The sequence below is a fragment of the Clostridium sp. OM02-18AC genome (assembly GCF_003481825.1).
Taxonomy (GTDB): Bacteria; Bacillota; Clostridia; order Lachnospirales; family Lachnospiraceae; genus Brotaphodocola.
This window is the reverse complement of record NZ_QULW01000011.1, coordinates 27,238-42,931: the sequence shown is the minus strand read 5'-3', so window position 1 is coordinate 42,931 and position 15,694 is coordinate 27,238. Positions and strand designations below refer to the sequence as shown.

Here is a 15,694-nt window from a genome sequence, read left to right as displayed (position 1 = left end):
TGTTGCTATTATTGAACCACAGAACCCAGTCTTTTGCGGATTTCCGGACCGATACTCATGGCAAGCACCATCTTGATGAGGTCAGCCGGGATAAATGGGATAACGCAGACTGCAAGGGCAGCCGATACCGTGTAGTTGGCCTGGAAGCAGAACCATACGGTTCCGAGTGCATAGCAGACCAGGGTGCCGACGATCATGCCGACCAGCTGAACCCAGCGCTTTTTGCAGTGGTCAATCACAAATCCGGCAATGATTGCCATCGGGATAAAGCCTACTATGTAACCGCCGGTTGGTCCGGCGAGCTTGGCAACGCCACCGGTAAAACCGGAAAAGACAGGAAGTCCGGCAAAGCCGAGCAGTAAATAAATGAAATAACTGATTGTCCCTTTTTTCCAGTCCAACAGGTAAAGAGACAGATAGATGGCGAAATTAGTAAGAGAGATCGGCACCGGCCCGATCGGGATGGACAGCGGTGCGAGAATACAGGTGACAGCGGTCATAAGCGCTATCATAGTCATGGCATAAGTGTTGCTTCTCCGGAAAGATCCGGCGGTAGTCTGGTTTGTCATAGTGAACTCCTTTCGTTTTTTGTTAAGCGGATTCGATTTCGTAAGTGAAACCGGCTTCCTCAATGGCCCGGATGGTATCCTGGATTCCCTGCCCGCCCGCGGTCAGGTAACCGGAGGCAAAAATGGAATCCACCACGCGGAGCAGGTCTTTTTCTTTTCCCTTAAAATAAACTTCCCGTCCGGCAGCACAGCGGATATCAGATTTCGGGACCAGAAGTCTGGCAAGGCAGAGCACCTTCAGACAGTATTCCGTTGTGAGCCCAGAAATATCGGCGTGCTCTAACGGCGTACCCGGGATCGGAAGCAGGAAATTGATCGGGAGTGCTTCCGGCTGGATCTCGCGGAGTTCCAGAAGCATGTCGACAACATCTTCTTTGGACTCGCCCATGCCGATGATTCCGCCGCTGCAGATCTCAAATCCCAGTTCCTGAAGCATTTTGATGTTGGCCACGCGCTGCTCAAAGGTATGGGTGGAGCAGATGTTGGGATAATAGGAACGGCTGCTGTTTAAATTGTGGTTGATGCGGTCGAGTCCGGCTTCTTTTAAAATTTTTGCCTGATGCTCGGTCAGAAAACCAATGGAACAGCACAGATGCGTACCGGTTTCTTTCATTTTACGGATCCGTTTCGCCAGATCTTCGATTTCCGCGTCGGTGAATTTCATTCCGCTTAAGCCGATACAGTGGCGGGACAGATGGTTCTCGTTGACAAAGTCATTGTCTTTATATAATTTCTCATCGTCTACCCATTTGTATTTATCAATCTCAGCTTTGGAGCGGCAGGACTGGGCACAGTAAGCGCAGTCCTGGGAACAGTTTCCGCTGCGGGCATTGGTCAGGATATGGATGCTTACATGGTTTCCTTTATACTTTCTGCGCAGGACCTCTGCACGGGCGATGAGTTCCGGAAGTTCTCCATCCGGAGTGTTTAAGATGGCAAGCGCTTCCTCGCGGGAAAGCTGTGGATCGGTGGAAATATCAGGCGTTGTGCTCATAAGATCGGATCTCCTTTGATATGGTAAATAAAAATTGGCTTTGAGAAATAAAATAGCACGGGGAGATATGATTGTCAACCTATAATTGAAAATTAGTTAACAATTAGATGCAAGGAAATAGAAGACAGCCAGAGCATGTGGACAAGGGAGTCCATGTATTGCGATGAAATTTTCAGAGTTTCGAATTTGTTTAGAAAATACCGTTGTTTTGTTAAAAATAGGTTGGTAAAATCGAGATACGATATGATAGGTACGATTCGATATCCTATAGAAATGATAAAATGATTTTCCGGGCAGGACAGGTTTGGGGCTGCTGCCGGAAATCAAAGGAAGGGTGAATCAATATTATGGAATTAAGAATATTAGACTGGATCCAGACTTTTCGGACACCGCTTGGGGATTCGCTGATGTGTCTGATCACAGGCATAGGAAATGCGGGAATCATCTGGATTGTCCTTACCTGTATTTTATTGTTGATCCCCAAAACAAGAAAGTACGGTATGGTGGTGCTTGCGGCTCTGGTACTGGATATGGTTTTATGCAATGGTATTTTGAAGCCGTTGGTAGGCAGGGCACGCCCATTTACAGCAAATCCGTCGATTCAGCTTCTTGTCTCAAAACCGGCAGATTATTCTTTTCCGTCCGGTCATACGGCGGCAGCCTTCGCTGCCGTGTCGGCACTCTTTTTTGCCGGGGAGAAAAAAATCTGGAAAGGTGCACTGGTGCTGGCTGTACTGATCGCATTTTCCAGATTGTATCTGTATGTGCATTATCCGACGGATGTGCTCGCAGGCGTTCTTGTGGGATGCATTTGCGGGTACGCAGGAAACTGGATGATAAAGAAAATTCCTGCTAAGTCATCCCGGTAAAAATTAACTGGAAAGCACTTTTTTGGATTCCTCCAGATGAAAAACCAGCTCTTTTTGCAGTTGCAGAAGATGGCATTGTGAGAAACACAAATTCTTCACAAAAAATTAGCACTCACCTATTGACAGTGCTAACAACATGTGCTATAGTACAGTCAATGTTATAGAAGTAGTATAACAGATGAGATAAAAGATGACGTTGCACTAAAAGGAATGGAGGTGTGATTTATGAATATAAACAAATTTACCCAGAAATCAATGGAAGCCGTCCAGAACTGTGAAAAGCTTGCTTACGAATATGGCAACCAGCAGATCGAACAGGAGCATCTGTTCTACAGCCTGCTCACACTGGATGACAGCCTTATTTTAAAATTGTTAACCAAGATGGGCATCAGCAAAGAGCTGATTACCAATGAAGCACAGCAGAAGCTGGCAGGACTGCCGAAGGTAAGCGGTTCCAGCCAGGTTTACATCAGCAATGATTTAAATAAAGTCCTCATCAATGCGGAGGACGAATCCAAAGCCATGGGCGATGAGTATGTCTCTGTAGAGCATATTTTCCTGTCCATGTTAAAGTATGCGGACCGCACCATGAAGGAGCTGTTCCGTCAGTATGGCATTACCCGCGACACCTTTTTGCAGGCACTGTCTACGGTGCGCGGCAACCAGAGAGTTGTCAGCGACAATCCGGAAGCAACTTATGACACCCTCGAAAAATATGGCTACGACCTGGTAGAGCGTGCGAAGGACCAGAAGCTGGACCCGGTCATCGGCCGTGACAGCGAGATCCGTAACGTGATCCAGATCCTTTCCCGAAAGACCAAGAACAACCCGGTCCTGATCGGTGAACCTGGTGTTGGTAAGACGGCGGTTGTCGAGGGACTGGCCCAGCGTATTGTCCGCGGCGATGTGCCGGAAGGCTTAAAGAACCGCAAGTTGTTCGCGCTGGATATGGGCGCACTGGTCGCAGGTGCGAAGTACCGTGGTGAGTTCGAGGAGCGTTTAAAAGCGGTCCTGGAAGAAGTCAAAAAGAGCGAAGGACAGATCATTCTGTTCATCGATGAGCTGCATACCATTGTGGGAGCCGGAAAAACCGAAGGTTCCATGGATGCGGGCAACCTCTTAAAGCCGATGCTGGCCAGAGGCGAGCTGCACTGTATCGGTGCGACCACACTGGATGAATATCGGAAATACATTGAGAAAGATGCGGCCCTGGAACGTCGTTTCCAGCCGGTGCTGGTAGACCAGCCGACCGTAGAAGATACCATTTCCATTCTGCGTGGTATCAAGGAGCGTTACGAAGTGTTCCACGGTGTCAAGATCACGGACTCTGCCCTGGTGGCAGCAGCTGTGCTTTCTGACCGTTACATCACCGACCGCTTCCTGCCGGATAAGGCGATCGACCTGGTCGATGAGGCCTGTGCCCTGATCAAGACCGAGCTTGACTCCATGCCGACTGAACTGGATGAACTTTCCAGAAAGATCATGCAGATGGAGATTGAGGAGACTGCATTAAAGAAAGAGACAGATCATTTGAGCCAGGAGCGTCTGGCTGATCTGCAGAAGAATCTGGCAGAGCTGCACGACGAATTCGCCAGCAAGAAGGCTCAGTGGGAAAATGAGAAGAATTCCGTTTCCCATCTGTCTGCATTGCGTGAGGAGATCGAGCAGGTAAACCGCGATATCGCGACTGCCCAGCAGCAGTATGATTTAAATAAAGCAGCAGAATTGCAGTACGGCAAGCTGCCGCAGCTGCAGAAAGAACTGGAAGCCGAGGAGGAGAAGGTCAAGAATCAGGATCTGAGTCTGGTGCATGAGAGTGTCACCGAGGATGAGATTGCGCGGATCATCTCCCGCTGGACCGGCATTCCGGTAAATAAATTAAACGAGAGCGAGCGCAGCAAGATCCTGCATCTGGATACCGTGCTGCACAAACGGGTCGTAGGCCAGGATGAAGGCGTGGAAAAGGTAACCGAAGCCATCCTTCGTTCCAAAGCCGGGATCAAGGATCCGACCAAACCGATTGGTTCCTTCCTGTTCCTTGGACCGACCGGTGTCGGCAAGACCGAGCTTGCGAAAGCCCTGGCTGAGGCACTGTTCGACGATGAGAACAATATGGTCCGTATCGATATGAGTGAGTACATGGAGAAACATTCTGTAGCCCGCCTGATCGGAGCACCTCCGGGATACGTTGGTTACGATGAGGGTGGCCAGCTGACTGAGGCAGTCCGCAGAAAACCGTACTCCGTAGTCCTCTTCGATGAGGTGGAGAAGGCACATCCGGATGTATTCAATGTCCTGCTTCAGGTATTGGACGATGGTCGTATCACCGATTCCACTGGCAAGACCGTGGACTTCAAGAACACCATTCTGATCATGACCTCCAACATCGGTTCCCAGTATCTGCTGGATGGCATCGATGAAAACGGCAATATCAAGCCGGAGGCTGAGGCTATGGTCATGCAGGATCTGCGTGCCCACTTCCGTCCGGAGTTCTTGAACCGTCTGGATGAGACGATCCTCTTCAAGCCGTTAACAAAGGATAACATCAGCCACATCGTGGATCTGATGGTAGCCGATGTCAACCGCCGTCTGGAAGACCGCGAACTGAAGGTAGAACTGACCGATAATGCCAAGAGCTTTGTAACCGACCATGGTTACGACCCGGCATACGGCGCACGTCCGCTGAGACGTTATCTGCAGAAGAATGTAGAGACGCTGGCAGCAAGGATCATTCTGGAAGGCAACATCAGCGAAGGTCAGACCATCGTGATCGATACTGATGAGAAGGGCGAGAAGCTGATCGCATATGTAGAATAACAATATTATCAGGCTTAACAGCCCCGTGTGAACTGCCGAATGGCAGTTCACACGGGGCTTATTTCTTTCGCGAATTTCTGGAAAGCCTTGGATGCCACGCTCTGCGGATATTCGGAGTCGGAGATTAGCAGGATGTTTCGTTCCGGAAACTGCTCCTGCACCTGGATCTGGAAGATGTTTCCGGCGGCGAGTTCGCTGTGGGCGAAGGCTTCCGGGATGAACCCGATCCCTAAGTTGTGGCGCACGGCGGGCAGGATCAGGTCGGTGGTGGCCAGCTCCATGTCGGGCGAGAAGGAGAGTCCGTACTGCGCAAAGTAAGTGTTTAAAAAAGTACGGCTGATAGATTCTGAGGTCAGGCTGATCCAGGGGTAAGAGGCCAGCTCGCGCAGGGAGACCGGATGACCTTTCAGTTCCGAGAAGCGTTTTCCACTGATGAGAATGTCGCGGTAGGTGTGCAGCTTTTTCATGCGCAGAGGTTCAGAAATATGGAGCGGGAGAGAAGAAACCACGGCAAAATCCACCTTGCCGTCCCGCACAGCCTGGATGGAATCCTGGGTGCTGTGATTTAAGATCTGGAAGTGGACACCGGGATATTCCTCATGGAAATTTTCCATGGCTTCAAAAAGCCAGGAGTGCAGGGCGGTTTCCGTGGCGCTGATGGAGATGCTTCCATTCTCCAGCTGCAGAAGATCACTTAAGTGGCTTTCTGCGCGGAAAAACTGCAGGCATCCGGCGGAGACGTATTCAAAGAAGCGGCTTCCCTCGGCGGTCAGTTCCATTCCGGATTTGCTGCGGATAAAGAGACGGCAGCCAAGGTCTGCTTCCAGCTTGTGGATGACGCGGGTTACGGCAGGCTGGCTGGTGTTTAAAGCAGCGGCGGCGCGGGTTAAGTTGCCGTATTTTGCGACATAGTAAAAGATTTTATAGTATTCGAAATTAGATGTCATGGTATATTCTCCAAGTTTATCAGTCTGTTTTTCTCAAAAGGTTGTCTCCATTATAGTACAGAAATCAAGGAAAATCCACGGTTTGCGGCATATCCATATCAAATTGATATGAATATAATGCAGAAATTGCATTTTACAGATTGGATTGTATGTGCGAAAATACAATGCGTAAACGTTAGAAAAATAACAAACCAAAATTTTTGAGCAAGAAACGCAACGTTTCCCATGTTGCGCAGACAGCAGCAAAACGACGTAAGCAAAGAAAGAGGTAAGATCATGGAGAACAACACCTGTCTGGAAAAGCAGCCTCTGTGTGAGGAAATGCTGGAAAAGATGAACGCCTACTGGCGTGCGGCAAACTATCTGTCTGCCGGTCAGTTATATCTGTTAGATAATCCGCTTTTAAAGAAACCGCTGAGCATGGATCAGATCAAAAAGAAAATCGTAGGACACTGGGGAACCGTTCCTGGCCAGAACTTTGTGTATGTGCACTGCAACCGTGCCATCAAGCGCTATGATCTGGATATGATCCTTCTTTCCGGTCCGGGACATGGCGGAAACTTCCTGATCGCCAACACCTATCTGGATGGAAGCTACAGCGAGGTATATCCGAATATCAGCCAGGATGAGGAAGGCATGAAGAAGATGTTCAAGCAGTTCTCCTTCCCGTGTGGTGTTCCGAGCCACTGCGCTCCGGAAACACCTGGTTCCATCAACGAGGGCGGCGAGCTGGGGTACTCCATTGCGCATGCATTTGGCGCCGTGTTCGATAACCCGGACCTGATCGCAACGGTAGTTGTAGGTGATGGCGAGGCAGAGACCGGACCGCTTGCGACTTCCTGGCAGTCCAATAAATTCTTAAACCCGGTCACCGATGGTGCAGTTCTTCCAATCCTGCACTTAAATGGTTACAAGATCAGCAACCCGACCATTTTCTCCCGTATCCCGCATGACGAGATTAAGTCCTTCTTCGAGGGCTGCGGCTGGAAGCCGTACTTTGTTGAGGGCGATGACCCGATGACCATGCACAAGAAGATGGCAGAGACCATGGACGCTGTGATCGAGGAGATCAAGGCTATTCAGAAGCATGCAAGAGAGGAGCAGGACCCGGAGCGTCCGAAGTGGCCGATGATCATCCTGCGCACTCCGAAGGGCTGGACTGGTCCGAAGGTAGTAGACGGACAGCAGATCGAGGGCTCCTTCCGTGCCCATCAGGTGCCGATCAGCATGGAGAAGCCGGAGCATTTACAGCTGTTAGAGGAGTGGTTAAAGAGCTACCACGCAGAAGAGCTGTTTGATGAAAACGGACGCCTGATCCCGGAACTGGCTGAGCTGGCTCCGAAGGGCAATGCCCGTCTTGGCGCAAACCCGCATGCAAATGGCGGACTGCTGCTGAAAGATTTGCGTCTCCCGGATTTTCGCGAGTATGGCATTCCAGTTGAGCCGGGCAAGACCAAGGCTCAGGATATGATTGAACTTGGCGGCTATATCCGTGATATCTTTAAGCTCAATGAGGACAGCAAGAACTTCCGTATCTTTGGACCGGATGAGAGCATGTCCAACCGTCTTTACAAAGTATTTGAGGAGCAGAACCGCGACTGGAACGGCGAACTGCTTCCGACCGATGATAAGCTGGCGAGAAATGGCCGTATCATGGATGGTATGCTGAGTGAGCATATGTGCGAGGGCTGGCTGGAAGGTTACCTGCTGACTGGTCGTCATGGCTTCTTCGCAAGCTATGAAGCATTTATCCGTATCGTGGATTCCATGGCTGCGCAGCACGCAAAGTGGCTGAAAGTCTGCAACCAGCTGTCCTGGAGACGCCCGATCGCATCCTTAAACTTCATCCTGACTTCCAACGTATGGCAGCAGGACCACAACGGATTTACCCATCAGGATCCGGGATTTTTAGACCATATCGCTAACAAGAAAGCAGACGTTGTCCGCATGTATCTCCCGCCGGATACCAACTGCCTGCTGTCCTGCTTCGATCACTGCATCAAGAGTAAGAACTATGTGAATGCGATCGTTGCATCCAAGCATCCGAGCTGCCAGTGGCTATCCATGGAGCAGGCTGTAAAGCACTGCACCCAGGGTATCGGTATCTGGGAGTGGGCAAGCAATGACTGCGGCGAGGAGCCGGATGTTGTTATGGCATGCTGCGGCGATACTCCGACCCTGGAGACCATGGCTGCCGTTACCATTCTGAGAGATGAGCTTCCTGAGCTGAAGATCCGCGTTGTAAATGTGGTTGACCTGTTCAAGATGGAGTCCGACCATAAACATCCGCACGGCTTAAGCGATGCAGAGTACGATGCAATCTTTACTCCGGATAAGCCGGTTATCTTCGCATTCCACGGTTATCCGACCCTGATTCATGAGCTGACCTACGAGCGCAACAACCACAATATGTCTGTTCATGGTTACCAGGAGGAAGGTACCATCACGACACCGTTCGACATGCGTGTCCAGAACCAGCTTGACCGCTTCAGCCTGGTGAAAGATGCCGTGATGCATCTGCCGCAGCTTGGCAATCGTGGTTCTTTCCTGATTCAGAAGATGAACGACAAACTGGTAGAGCACAAGCAGTACATTGCCGAGTACGGCCAGGACCTCGAAGAGATCCGCAACTGGGAGTGGCATGTACCGGTAGAAAAATAAGTACAGATGATAGTGAAACAGAAGTATTATATATAGAAGAAACGCCGTCCGCAAAATGGGCGGTGTTTCTTTGTCTAAAAAAATCAGCGGAGGCGCCGGTGGCACCTCCGCTGATCTGGCAGTTGTGGGTATACCGCAGGGCGGCACACCATGTTTAGAAGGATAATGAGGAAATGAATTACATCGCACGAACCGTCATTACTCCGGATCGTGCATGGACCATGCATTGTGGTCCGTGTGTAAGATCATGTGGGACTTGTGGGAAAGAGGATGTTCAAGGAAATCCTGGTACAGCTTTGCCACGTCCTGATTCTCATGGGAGAACCGGATCTTACTGTTCTTGTCGAGGAAGTGCAGGTTTTCACCGCGCACACCTGCAAGTTCTTTGCCGTCACAGATCGGCTGTCCGCCGCCGCCGACACAGCCGCCGGGGCAGGCCATGACTTCTACGAAGTCATAAGATACATCGCCGCGCCGGATCGCCTCGAGGAGTTTTCTTGTGTTGCCGAGGCCACTGACAATGGCGGTGCGGACCGTGGTTCCGTTAAAGTCGAGGTTTGCTTCTGTGAGTGCATAGTCCTCATTGACGGTACGGATGTCATCAAAGAAATCTGGGTCCGGATTTTTGCCGGACAGGGCATGGTAAGCGGTTCGAAGTGCCGCCTCCATGACACCGCCGGTTGCGCCGAAGATGACGCCGGCACCGGTCCACTCCTGCATGAGGCTGTCTGGCTTTCGGTCAGTCAGCACTTCCGGCCGGATGTGGGTTTCGCGGAGCATGCGTGTGAACTCTCGTGTGGTCAGCACAATGTCCACGTCTTTCCCTGCGTATTCTTTATAGTAGAAATCCATGTCTGCCTCTGCTTTTTTTGCAATGCAGGGCATAACGGATACGGTCACAATATTTTCCGGGTCCACGCCGATGGACTGGGCGAAGTAGGTCTTCATGACAGCACCAAACATCTGCTGCGGGGATTTCGCGGTCGAAAGCTGCGAAACCATCTCCGGGAACTGGGTTTTTACAAAACGCAGCCAACCCGGACAGCAGGAGGTGAACATCGGCCGGTTGTTTAAGGAACCGCTCTGGAACCGCTCCAGAAATTCGGTTGCTTCTTCCATGATCGTTAAGTCGGCGGAGAAGGACGTGTCGAATACGTAGTCCGCGCCCATGCGCTTCCAGGCATCTAAAATCTTGCCGACGGTAGCGTCTTCGCGTTTCATTCCCATGGCTTCGCCCCATGCAGTGCGGACCGCGGGAGCAATCTGGACTACAACGGTTTTCTTTTCATCTGCAATGGCATCCCATACTTTTTCGGTGTCATCGCGCTCGCGCAGGGCGCCCACCGGACAGTGGGTGATGCACTGGCCGCAGAGGGCACAGTCTGCATCGGTGATCTTGCGGTTGCCTTTGACATTGACGGTGGTTCTGGAACCGGTACTGGTCACATCCCAGATACCCAGTCCCTGCACTTTATCGCAGACCTGGATGCAGCGCATGCACTTGATGCACTTTTCCGTGTCGCGGATGAGCGGGAAATTCTTATCCCATGGAGCATGTTCTACACGCTCTTTAAACGGAAGGTCGATGATGTTTAAGTCGTTTGAAAGCGTCTGCAGGGTACAGTTGCCGCTGCGGACACAGGTTGCGCACTTAAAGTCGTGCTGGGAGAGAATGAGCTGTACATTCTGTTTTCTTGCCACACGGACCCTCGGACTGTTTGTCAGGATCTCCAGTCCCTCCTGCACTTTATTGTTGCAGGAGGTTACCAGCTTCTCTTTTCCGACAACCTCCACGAGACATACGCGGCAAGCCGCAATCTCGTTGATATCTTTTAAATAGCAGAGCTTTGGAATGTCGATTCCTGCAAGGGCAGCCGCTTCCATAATGGTGGTTCCCTCCGGAACCGAGATTTCGTTATGATCGATCTTTAAATTTACCATCTGTTTTCACGACCTCCTTTGAAGATTCCATAGCCGAAGTGATCGCAGCCGAGGCAGCGGCTTGCTTCCTGTCTTGCTTCTGCTTCGGTCATGCAGTTTTCCACGCCTTCGAAATCGCAGACGCGCTCACAGGCCTCGCGCTCGGTCATATTGACACGGCCGCATGGAATGCGGTCACGCAGATCAGGCTCCGGAAGTACAACATCGCAGCTGATCGTGTGACGGAAACCAAGGTATTCGTCGATATTTGCCGCAACGACCTTGGCAGCGGCAATGGCTTTGATGACGGATGCCGGACCGGACGCGCAGTCACCGCCTGCAAATACGCCAGGCATATTGTCGAAACCGCCGTAGCGCTCGGTCTGGATCTTGCCGCGGTTGACCGGAAGACCGGCTTCCTCGAAGTGCTGGAATTCGATATCCTGTCCGATCGCCACGATCAGGGTCTGGCACGGAACAAAGATATCCGGCTCGCCGGTCGCATGCACACTGGCTCTGCCGCCTTTGATCTTGCTGATCATCTGCGGGGTGACATAGACACCGCGCACATGGTTGTTTTCATCGACATCGATCCGGGCCGGAGCCATCAGGGTTTTTACTTCAATGCCCTCGGCAACAGCGCCTTCAATCTCGCCTGGAAGTGCAGTCATATCAGCTACACGGCGCCGGTAGAGGATAGAAACCTTCTTTGCGCCGAGACGTTTTGCTGTTCGGACTGCATCCATGGAAACGTTGCCGCCGCCAATGACAGCAACCTCCTGTCCGCTCAGATCTGGATTTAAGTTCTTTCCGACATCACGCAGGAAGCGGACTGCGGAGATGACACCTTCTGCAGATTCTCCTTCAATGCCAAGCTTTTTATCTGTGCTTGCGCCGATGGTGATGAGCACGGCATCGTATTCCTTGCGCAGTTCCTGAATTGTAATGTCAGTACCGATCCGTTTTCCGTACTCGACTTTCACACCAGTCTCCAGAATGGCGTTGATATCGTCATCGAGACGCTCCTTTGGCAGACGGTAGTTCGGGATGCCGTAGCGGAGCATGCCGCCCAGTTTCGGGAGCATTTCAAAAACGGTGGTCTGATGTCCCATGAGCTGCAGATAATAAGCTGCGCTTAAGCCGCCCGGGCCGCCGCCGATGATGGCGATCTTTTTGCCGGTGGAAGCAGCACAGGCTGGCGGAGGAACTTTGCCGGCATAATCTGCTGCAAAGCGTTTCAATCCGCGGATGTTGACGGCATCGTCAATGATGTTTCTGCGGCAGCGGGCCTCACATGGATGCTCACAGATGAAGCCGCAGGTGGTCGGAAATGGATTGTCCTTGCGGATCAGACGGATGGCATCGGCGTAGCGGCCTTCGCGTACCAGGGAAACATAGCCTGGGATATCCACATGTGCCGGGCAAAGGGAAACGCACGGAACCGGCTGCGTGTAGTTGCAGGTACAGCGACCCTGATGAACGTGTTCCTCATAGTCCTCACGGCATTCTTTTAAGCTTCGGTATACCGTATGGGCAGCTTCGTAGCCAATGGCACAGTCAGCACCGTTCATAATGCTCTGGGACAGTTCCTCCATGAGCTTTAAGGTTTCCATGGTGGCTTCCCCGTTCATAACATCGGTGAGCAGGTTCTTTAACTGCCACAGGCCGACACGGCATGGGACACATTTGCCGCAGGTGTGGGTGTGGCACATTTCCACAAAGGCTCTGGTCATGTCAACCGGGCAGAGACCTGGCGGACTGGATTCGATTCGGCGTTCCAGGTCTTTGTACAGCTCCTCGATCATGAGCTGAGCCTGGTTGGGACTGGTGATTTCCAAACGACTCATAGTAGGTGTTCCTCCCTTTTTGTTAGGTGGCCATGCGCTTGATTGCCACGTTATTGTACAAAATGATGATGTTTCTCAAATACAACTGCCTCTAAGTATACAGAGTGCCAGAGAAAAAGGCAAGCGAAAACTAAAAATTTTTTAGGTTTTCTAAAAGTTTGTCAGAAATAAAACAAAGGAAGCCGCATTCCGGGTCTTTGGACCTTTCATGCGACTCCCTTCTGGGTATCTTATAAACTTAAAACTTTTTCTCATATTATCCGGCAAGACAGCCGCACTGCGCGGTCCTTGAAATGACCGCAGCTGAGACCAAGTATACAATAGGACCGCTTGTTTGGGCAAGTCTTGTTTTGTTTCCAGTTGAATCTTTTTTTCTCAACAACTAAAATACCACAACCAGCAGCATCTTAAACTGATCCTGTCCATACACGGCATGCGGATGCTTTGCCGGCATAATGATGGATTCCCCTTCGTGCAGTTCATATGCTTTGCCGTCGATGGTGATGCGGCCAACGCCGTCTAAGCAGGTCACGAATGCGTCACCGCCGGATTCGTGGGTGCTGATCTCCTCGTCCTTGTCGAACGCGAAGAGGGTAACGCTTAAGGCATCGTTCTGGGCGAGGGTCTTGCTGACGACCTGACCTTTCTGGTAGGAAACCTCATCTTTTAATGTGAGAACCTGGGACTTGTCGATATTTTTGATAAAGCTCATGATGATAAACCTCCTAAGTAAAATCTAGTCATAACTGTTAAGTGGTTTCGCAGTTATATAGATTTTATTATAAACGCAGAGATCAAAAAAATCCGTTGTCCAGGCAACAAAATTGCCCAAACAACGGATTTTTAAATATTATGCTATGAATTTACGACATTGATTGGAGTGCCATTTAAAAAGCAGCGCAGGTTTTCGATAGCAGTGTCCATAAGGCGCTGGCGACTTTCTGCTGGAGCCCATGAAATATGCGGAGTAATGATACAGTTTGGAGCATTTAAAAGCGGATTATCAGCACGGATCGGTTCCGTAGATACGACGTCCAAACCTGCTGCAGCTACTTTTCCAGACTGAAGGGCAGCGGTTAAATCCTCTTCAACAATGAGAGGGCCACGACTGTTATTGATAATGATGACTCCATCTTTCATCTTATGAATAGAATCTTTGTTGATAATCCCTTTGGTAGAAGGGAAAAGAGGACAGTGCAGTGCAATTACATCAGAGGAAGAAAGGAGCGTGTCTAGGTCCACGTATTTCGCAATGGCATGCCCTGATTCAGAAGGATATTCATCGTACGCAATCACGTTCATACCAAGCGCAGCGGCAATCTGCCCGGTCCTTTGCCCAATTCGCCCAAAACCGATAATGCCCATAGTCTTGTTTTCAAGTTCAATGAGTGGATAATCCCAGAAACACCAGTCAGGACATTTATTCCAACGTCCGTCATGTACAGCGTCATTGTGATGTCCGATATGATGACAAATTTCTAAGAGGAGAGCGATGGCGAACTGTCCAACTGCAGCAGTACCATAGGTCGGAATATTGCAGACAGTAATGCCAAGTTCCTTTGCAGTGTCTGTGTCCACGACATTATAACCGGTTGCCAGTACACCAATAAATTTCAGTGTACCAGCAGCCTTTTTGAGAGTAGCGGAACTAATGGGAGTCTTGTTGGTGTAAATAGCTTCAGCGTCTCCGATACGCTTCTGAATTTCTGCTTCATCGGTTAGGCTTGTTCGATCATAAACAGTCAGCTCACCAAGTTCCTGAAGTGGTGCCCAACTCAAATCTCCAGGGTTTTCTGTGTATCCATCAAGAATTACAATTTTCATAATATATTATTCTCCTTTGGTTGTAGGTATAATAATTACTGATCTACAATGGATCCGTCTTCATGAAGGCGGGTATTGATAGTACGTCGTTTAAACGGGAACTTGGTCTCGATATCAGGTTGAAGGGATACACCGATGCCAGGACCTTCCGGGAGTAATGCATAACCTTTTTCTACAGTAGGAATCCAAGTGACGAGATCTTTTTGACTAAAGGAATGCTGATCCATAATGTTGGTACTGGTGTAACGCTCCGAAGCAGCAATGCCAGTGTGATCAGGGAGTTCTTGAATGGCAAAATTTTCAGTAGATGCAGCAATTTGCAGGCATGCAGCTGTACTTACTGGACTTAATGGGTTGTGAGGAACAATCATAGCGTTATGTGCTTCTGCGATTGCAGCAATTTTTTTAGTACCAGAAATACCGCCACAGAGGCAGACGCTGGTGCGTACATAAGACATGGCATTACGCGATAGAAGCATTTCAAATTCATGAACAGTATGGATGCGTTCTCCAGTTGCAATTGGAACGTTGCTTTTGGATGTGATTAGCGCCATAGAATCAAAATTGTCCGGTGTAGTAGGATCTTCTAAGAAGAATGGCGTATACTTTTCAACTTGCTTAGCAAATGCGATTGCTTCACCAGGTTTCATACGGCGATGAAGCTCAAGACAGAAGTCCATATCGTCTCCAACGGCTTCACGCATTAAACGTACGCGTTCTACAGCGTCGTGGATCATACGGCTATAACTGTCATGATATCGCAGACTACGCGGTTCATCCAGAAATGGAGAAAGATGACCGACTGCGTTATATCCAGCTTCTTTTGCTTTTACCACATTTTGCACCAGTTCTTCGGTTGTAGAACCACTGACATGATAATAAGTGCGGATTTTATCCCGACACTTGCCGCCTAAAAGTTGGTAGACTGGAACTTCGAAATATTTTCCGGCAATATCCCAGAGTGCAATATCAATTGCGCTGATTGCACCCATAACGGCGGCACCTCGAAAATGAAAGCAGCGATACATGTATTGCCAATGATGTTCGATCTGTAAAGGATCTTGACCAATGAGATATGTTTTAAATGATTCTACAGCTTCTGCGCTTGCGGGCAAAAAACCCCAGGCGCCAGATTCACCGATTCCTTCAATACCTTCATCTGTGAATACTTTTACATACATGAAACTATTGACTAAGATGACTTTAATATCGGTAATTTTCATTTGCCGTCCTCCTTATATTTTGA

At 49.9% G+C, this 15,694-nt stretch carries 11 protein-coding genes; 3 read left to right on the top strand and 8 right to left on the bottom strand.

What is annotated here, in order from left to right:
• Positions 1 to 8: 8 nt before the first annotated feature.
• Positions 9 to 569 carry a biotin transporter BioY gene (locus DXB18_RS09115; protein WP_118707349.1) on the bottom strand — a complete coding sequence of 187 codons (561 nt, stop codon included), beginning with the start codon at positions 567 to 569 and terminating at the stop codon, positions 9 to 11.
• 22 nt (positions 570 to 591) lie between these two features.
• Positions 592 to 1,563, bottom strand: coding sequence for a biotin synthase BioB (gene bioB / locus DXB18_RS09110; protein ID WP_118543192.1), 972 nt, complete (start codon positions 1,561 to 1,563; stop codon positions 592 to 594).
• A gap of 347 nt (positions 1,564 to 1,910) precedes the next feature.
• On the opposite strand from bioB, the gene DXB18_RS09105 reads away from it, so the two are divergent.
• A complete protein-coding gene (locus DXB18_RS09105; protein WP_118707347.1) occupies positions 1,911 to 2,432 on the top strand; it encodes a phosphatase PAP2 family protein in 522 nt (173 codons plus the stop codon).
• A gap of 225 nt (positions 2,433 to 2,657) precedes the next feature.
• Positions 2,658 to 5,249 carry an ATP-dependent chaperone ClpB gene (gene clpB / locus DXB18_RS09100; protein ID WP_118543194.1) on the top strand — a complete coding sequence of 864 codons (2,592 nt, stop codon included), beginning with the start codon at positions 2,658 to 2,660 and terminating at the stop codon, positions 5,247 to 5,249.
• Between the two features lie 47 nt (positions 5,250 to 5,296).
• Here the strand turns inward: clpB and DXB18_RS09095 are convergent, their stop codons facing one another.
• On the bottom strand, positions 5,297 to 6,196 hold the full coding sequence (locus DXB18_RS09095) for a LysR family transcriptional regulator (RefSeq protein WP_118543195.1): 900 nt from the start codon (positions 6,194 to 6,196) through the stop codon (positions 5,297 to 5,299).
• 276 nt (positions 6,197 to 6,472) lie between these two features.
• On the opposite strand from DXB18_RS09095, the gene DXB18_RS09090 reads away from it, so the two are divergent.
• Entirely contained in the window at positions 6,473 to 8,857 is a 2,385-nt protein-coding gene (locus DXB18_RS09090; protein ID WP_182430526.1) for a phosphoketolase family protein, read from the top strand.
• A gap of 198 nt (positions 8,858 to 9,055) precedes the next feature.
• On the opposite strand, the gene DXB18_RS09085 is transcribed toward DXB18_RS09090, so the two are convergent.
• From DXB18_RS09085 to DXB18_RS09065, 5 genes are all read right to left on the bottom strand, one after another.
• Positions 9,056 to 10,798 carry a [FeFe] hydrogenase, group A gene (locus DXB18_RS09085; RefSeq protein WP_118707345.1) on the bottom strand — a complete coding sequence of 581 codons (1,743 nt, stop codon included), beginning with the start codon at positions 10,796 to 10,798 and terminating at the stop codon, positions 9,056 to 9,058.
• Positions 10,792 to 12,624 (bottom strand): NAD(P)-binding protein, encoded by a 1,833-nt coding sequence (locus DXB18_RS09080; RefSeq protein ID WP_118544251.1) that lies wholly within the window; start codon positions 12,622 to 12,624, stop codon positions 10,792 to 10,794. Before DXB18_RS09080 ends, DXB18_RS09085 begins: the two co-directional genes overlap by 7 nt.
• 382 nt (positions 12,625 to 13,006) lie before the next feature.
• Positions 13,007 to 13,336, bottom strand: a complete 330-nt coding sequence (locus DXB18_RS09075) for a cupin domain-containing protein (RefSeq protein WP_182430525.1) — start codon at positions 13,334 to 13,336, stop codon at positions 13,007 to 13,009.
• A gap of 143 nt (positions 13,337 to 13,479) precedes the next feature.
• On the bottom strand, positions 13,480 to 14,448 hold the full coding sequence (locus tag DXB18_RS09070; protein WP_118707341.1) for a D-2-hydroxyacid dehydrogenase: 969 nt from the start codon (positions 14,446 to 14,448) through the stop codon (positions 13,480 to 13,482).
• A 35-nt stretch (positions 14,449 to 14,483) separates the two neighbouring features.
• A complete protein-coding gene (locus DXB18_RS09065) occupies positions 14,484 to 15,671 on the bottom strand; it encodes a mandelate racemase/muconate lactonizing enzyme family protein (protein WP_118707339.1) in 1,188 nt (395 codons plus the stop codon).
• Positions 15,672 to 15,694 lie beyond the last annotated feature (23 nt).

Bases quoted from the DNA above. Each gene is read 5' to 3' on its own strand.
- DXB18_RS09115 (WP_118707349.1), bottom strand. From the start codon at position 569: ATGACAAACCAGACTACCGCCGGATCTTTCCGGAGAAGCAACACTTAT.
- bioB (WP_118543192.1), bottom strand. From the start codon at position 1,563: ATGAGCACAACGCCTGATATTTCCACCGATCCACAGCTTTCCCGCGAG.
- DXB18_RS09105 (WP_118707347.1), top strand. From the start codon at position 1,911: ATGGAATTAAGAATATTAGACTGGATCCAGACTTTTCGGACACCGCTT.
- clpB (WP_118543194.1), top strand. From the start codon at position 2,658: ATGAATATAAACAAATTTACCCAGAAATCAATGGAAGCCGTCCAGAAC.
- DXB18_RS09095 (WP_118543195.1), bottom strand. From the start codon at position 6,196: ATGACATCTAATTTCGAATACTATAAAATCTTTTACTATGTCGCAAAA.
- DXB18_RS09090 (WP_182430526.1), top strand. From the start codon at position 6,473: ATGGAGAACAACACCTGTCTGGAAAAGCAGCCTCTGTGTGAGGAAATG.
- DXB18_RS09085 (WP_118707345.1), bottom strand. From the start codon at position 10,798: ATGGTAAATTTAAAGATCGATCATAACGAAATCTCGGTTCCGGAGGGA.
- DXB18_RS09080 (WP_118544251.1), bottom strand. From the start codon at position 12,624: ATGAGTCGTTTGGAAATCACCAGTCCCAACCAGGCTCAGCTCATGATC.
- DXB18_RS09075 (WP_182430525.1), bottom strand. From the start codon at position 13,336: ATGAGCTTTATCAAAAATATCGACAAGTCCCAGGTTCTCACATTAAAA.
- DXB18_RS09070 (WP_118707341.1), bottom strand. From the start codon at position 14,448: ATGAAAATTGTAATTCTTGATGGATACACAGAAAACCCTGGAGATTTG.
- DXB18_RS09065 (WP_118707339.1), bottom strand. From the start codon at position 15,671: ATGAAAATTACCGATATTAAAGTCATCTTAGTCAATAGTTTCATGTAT.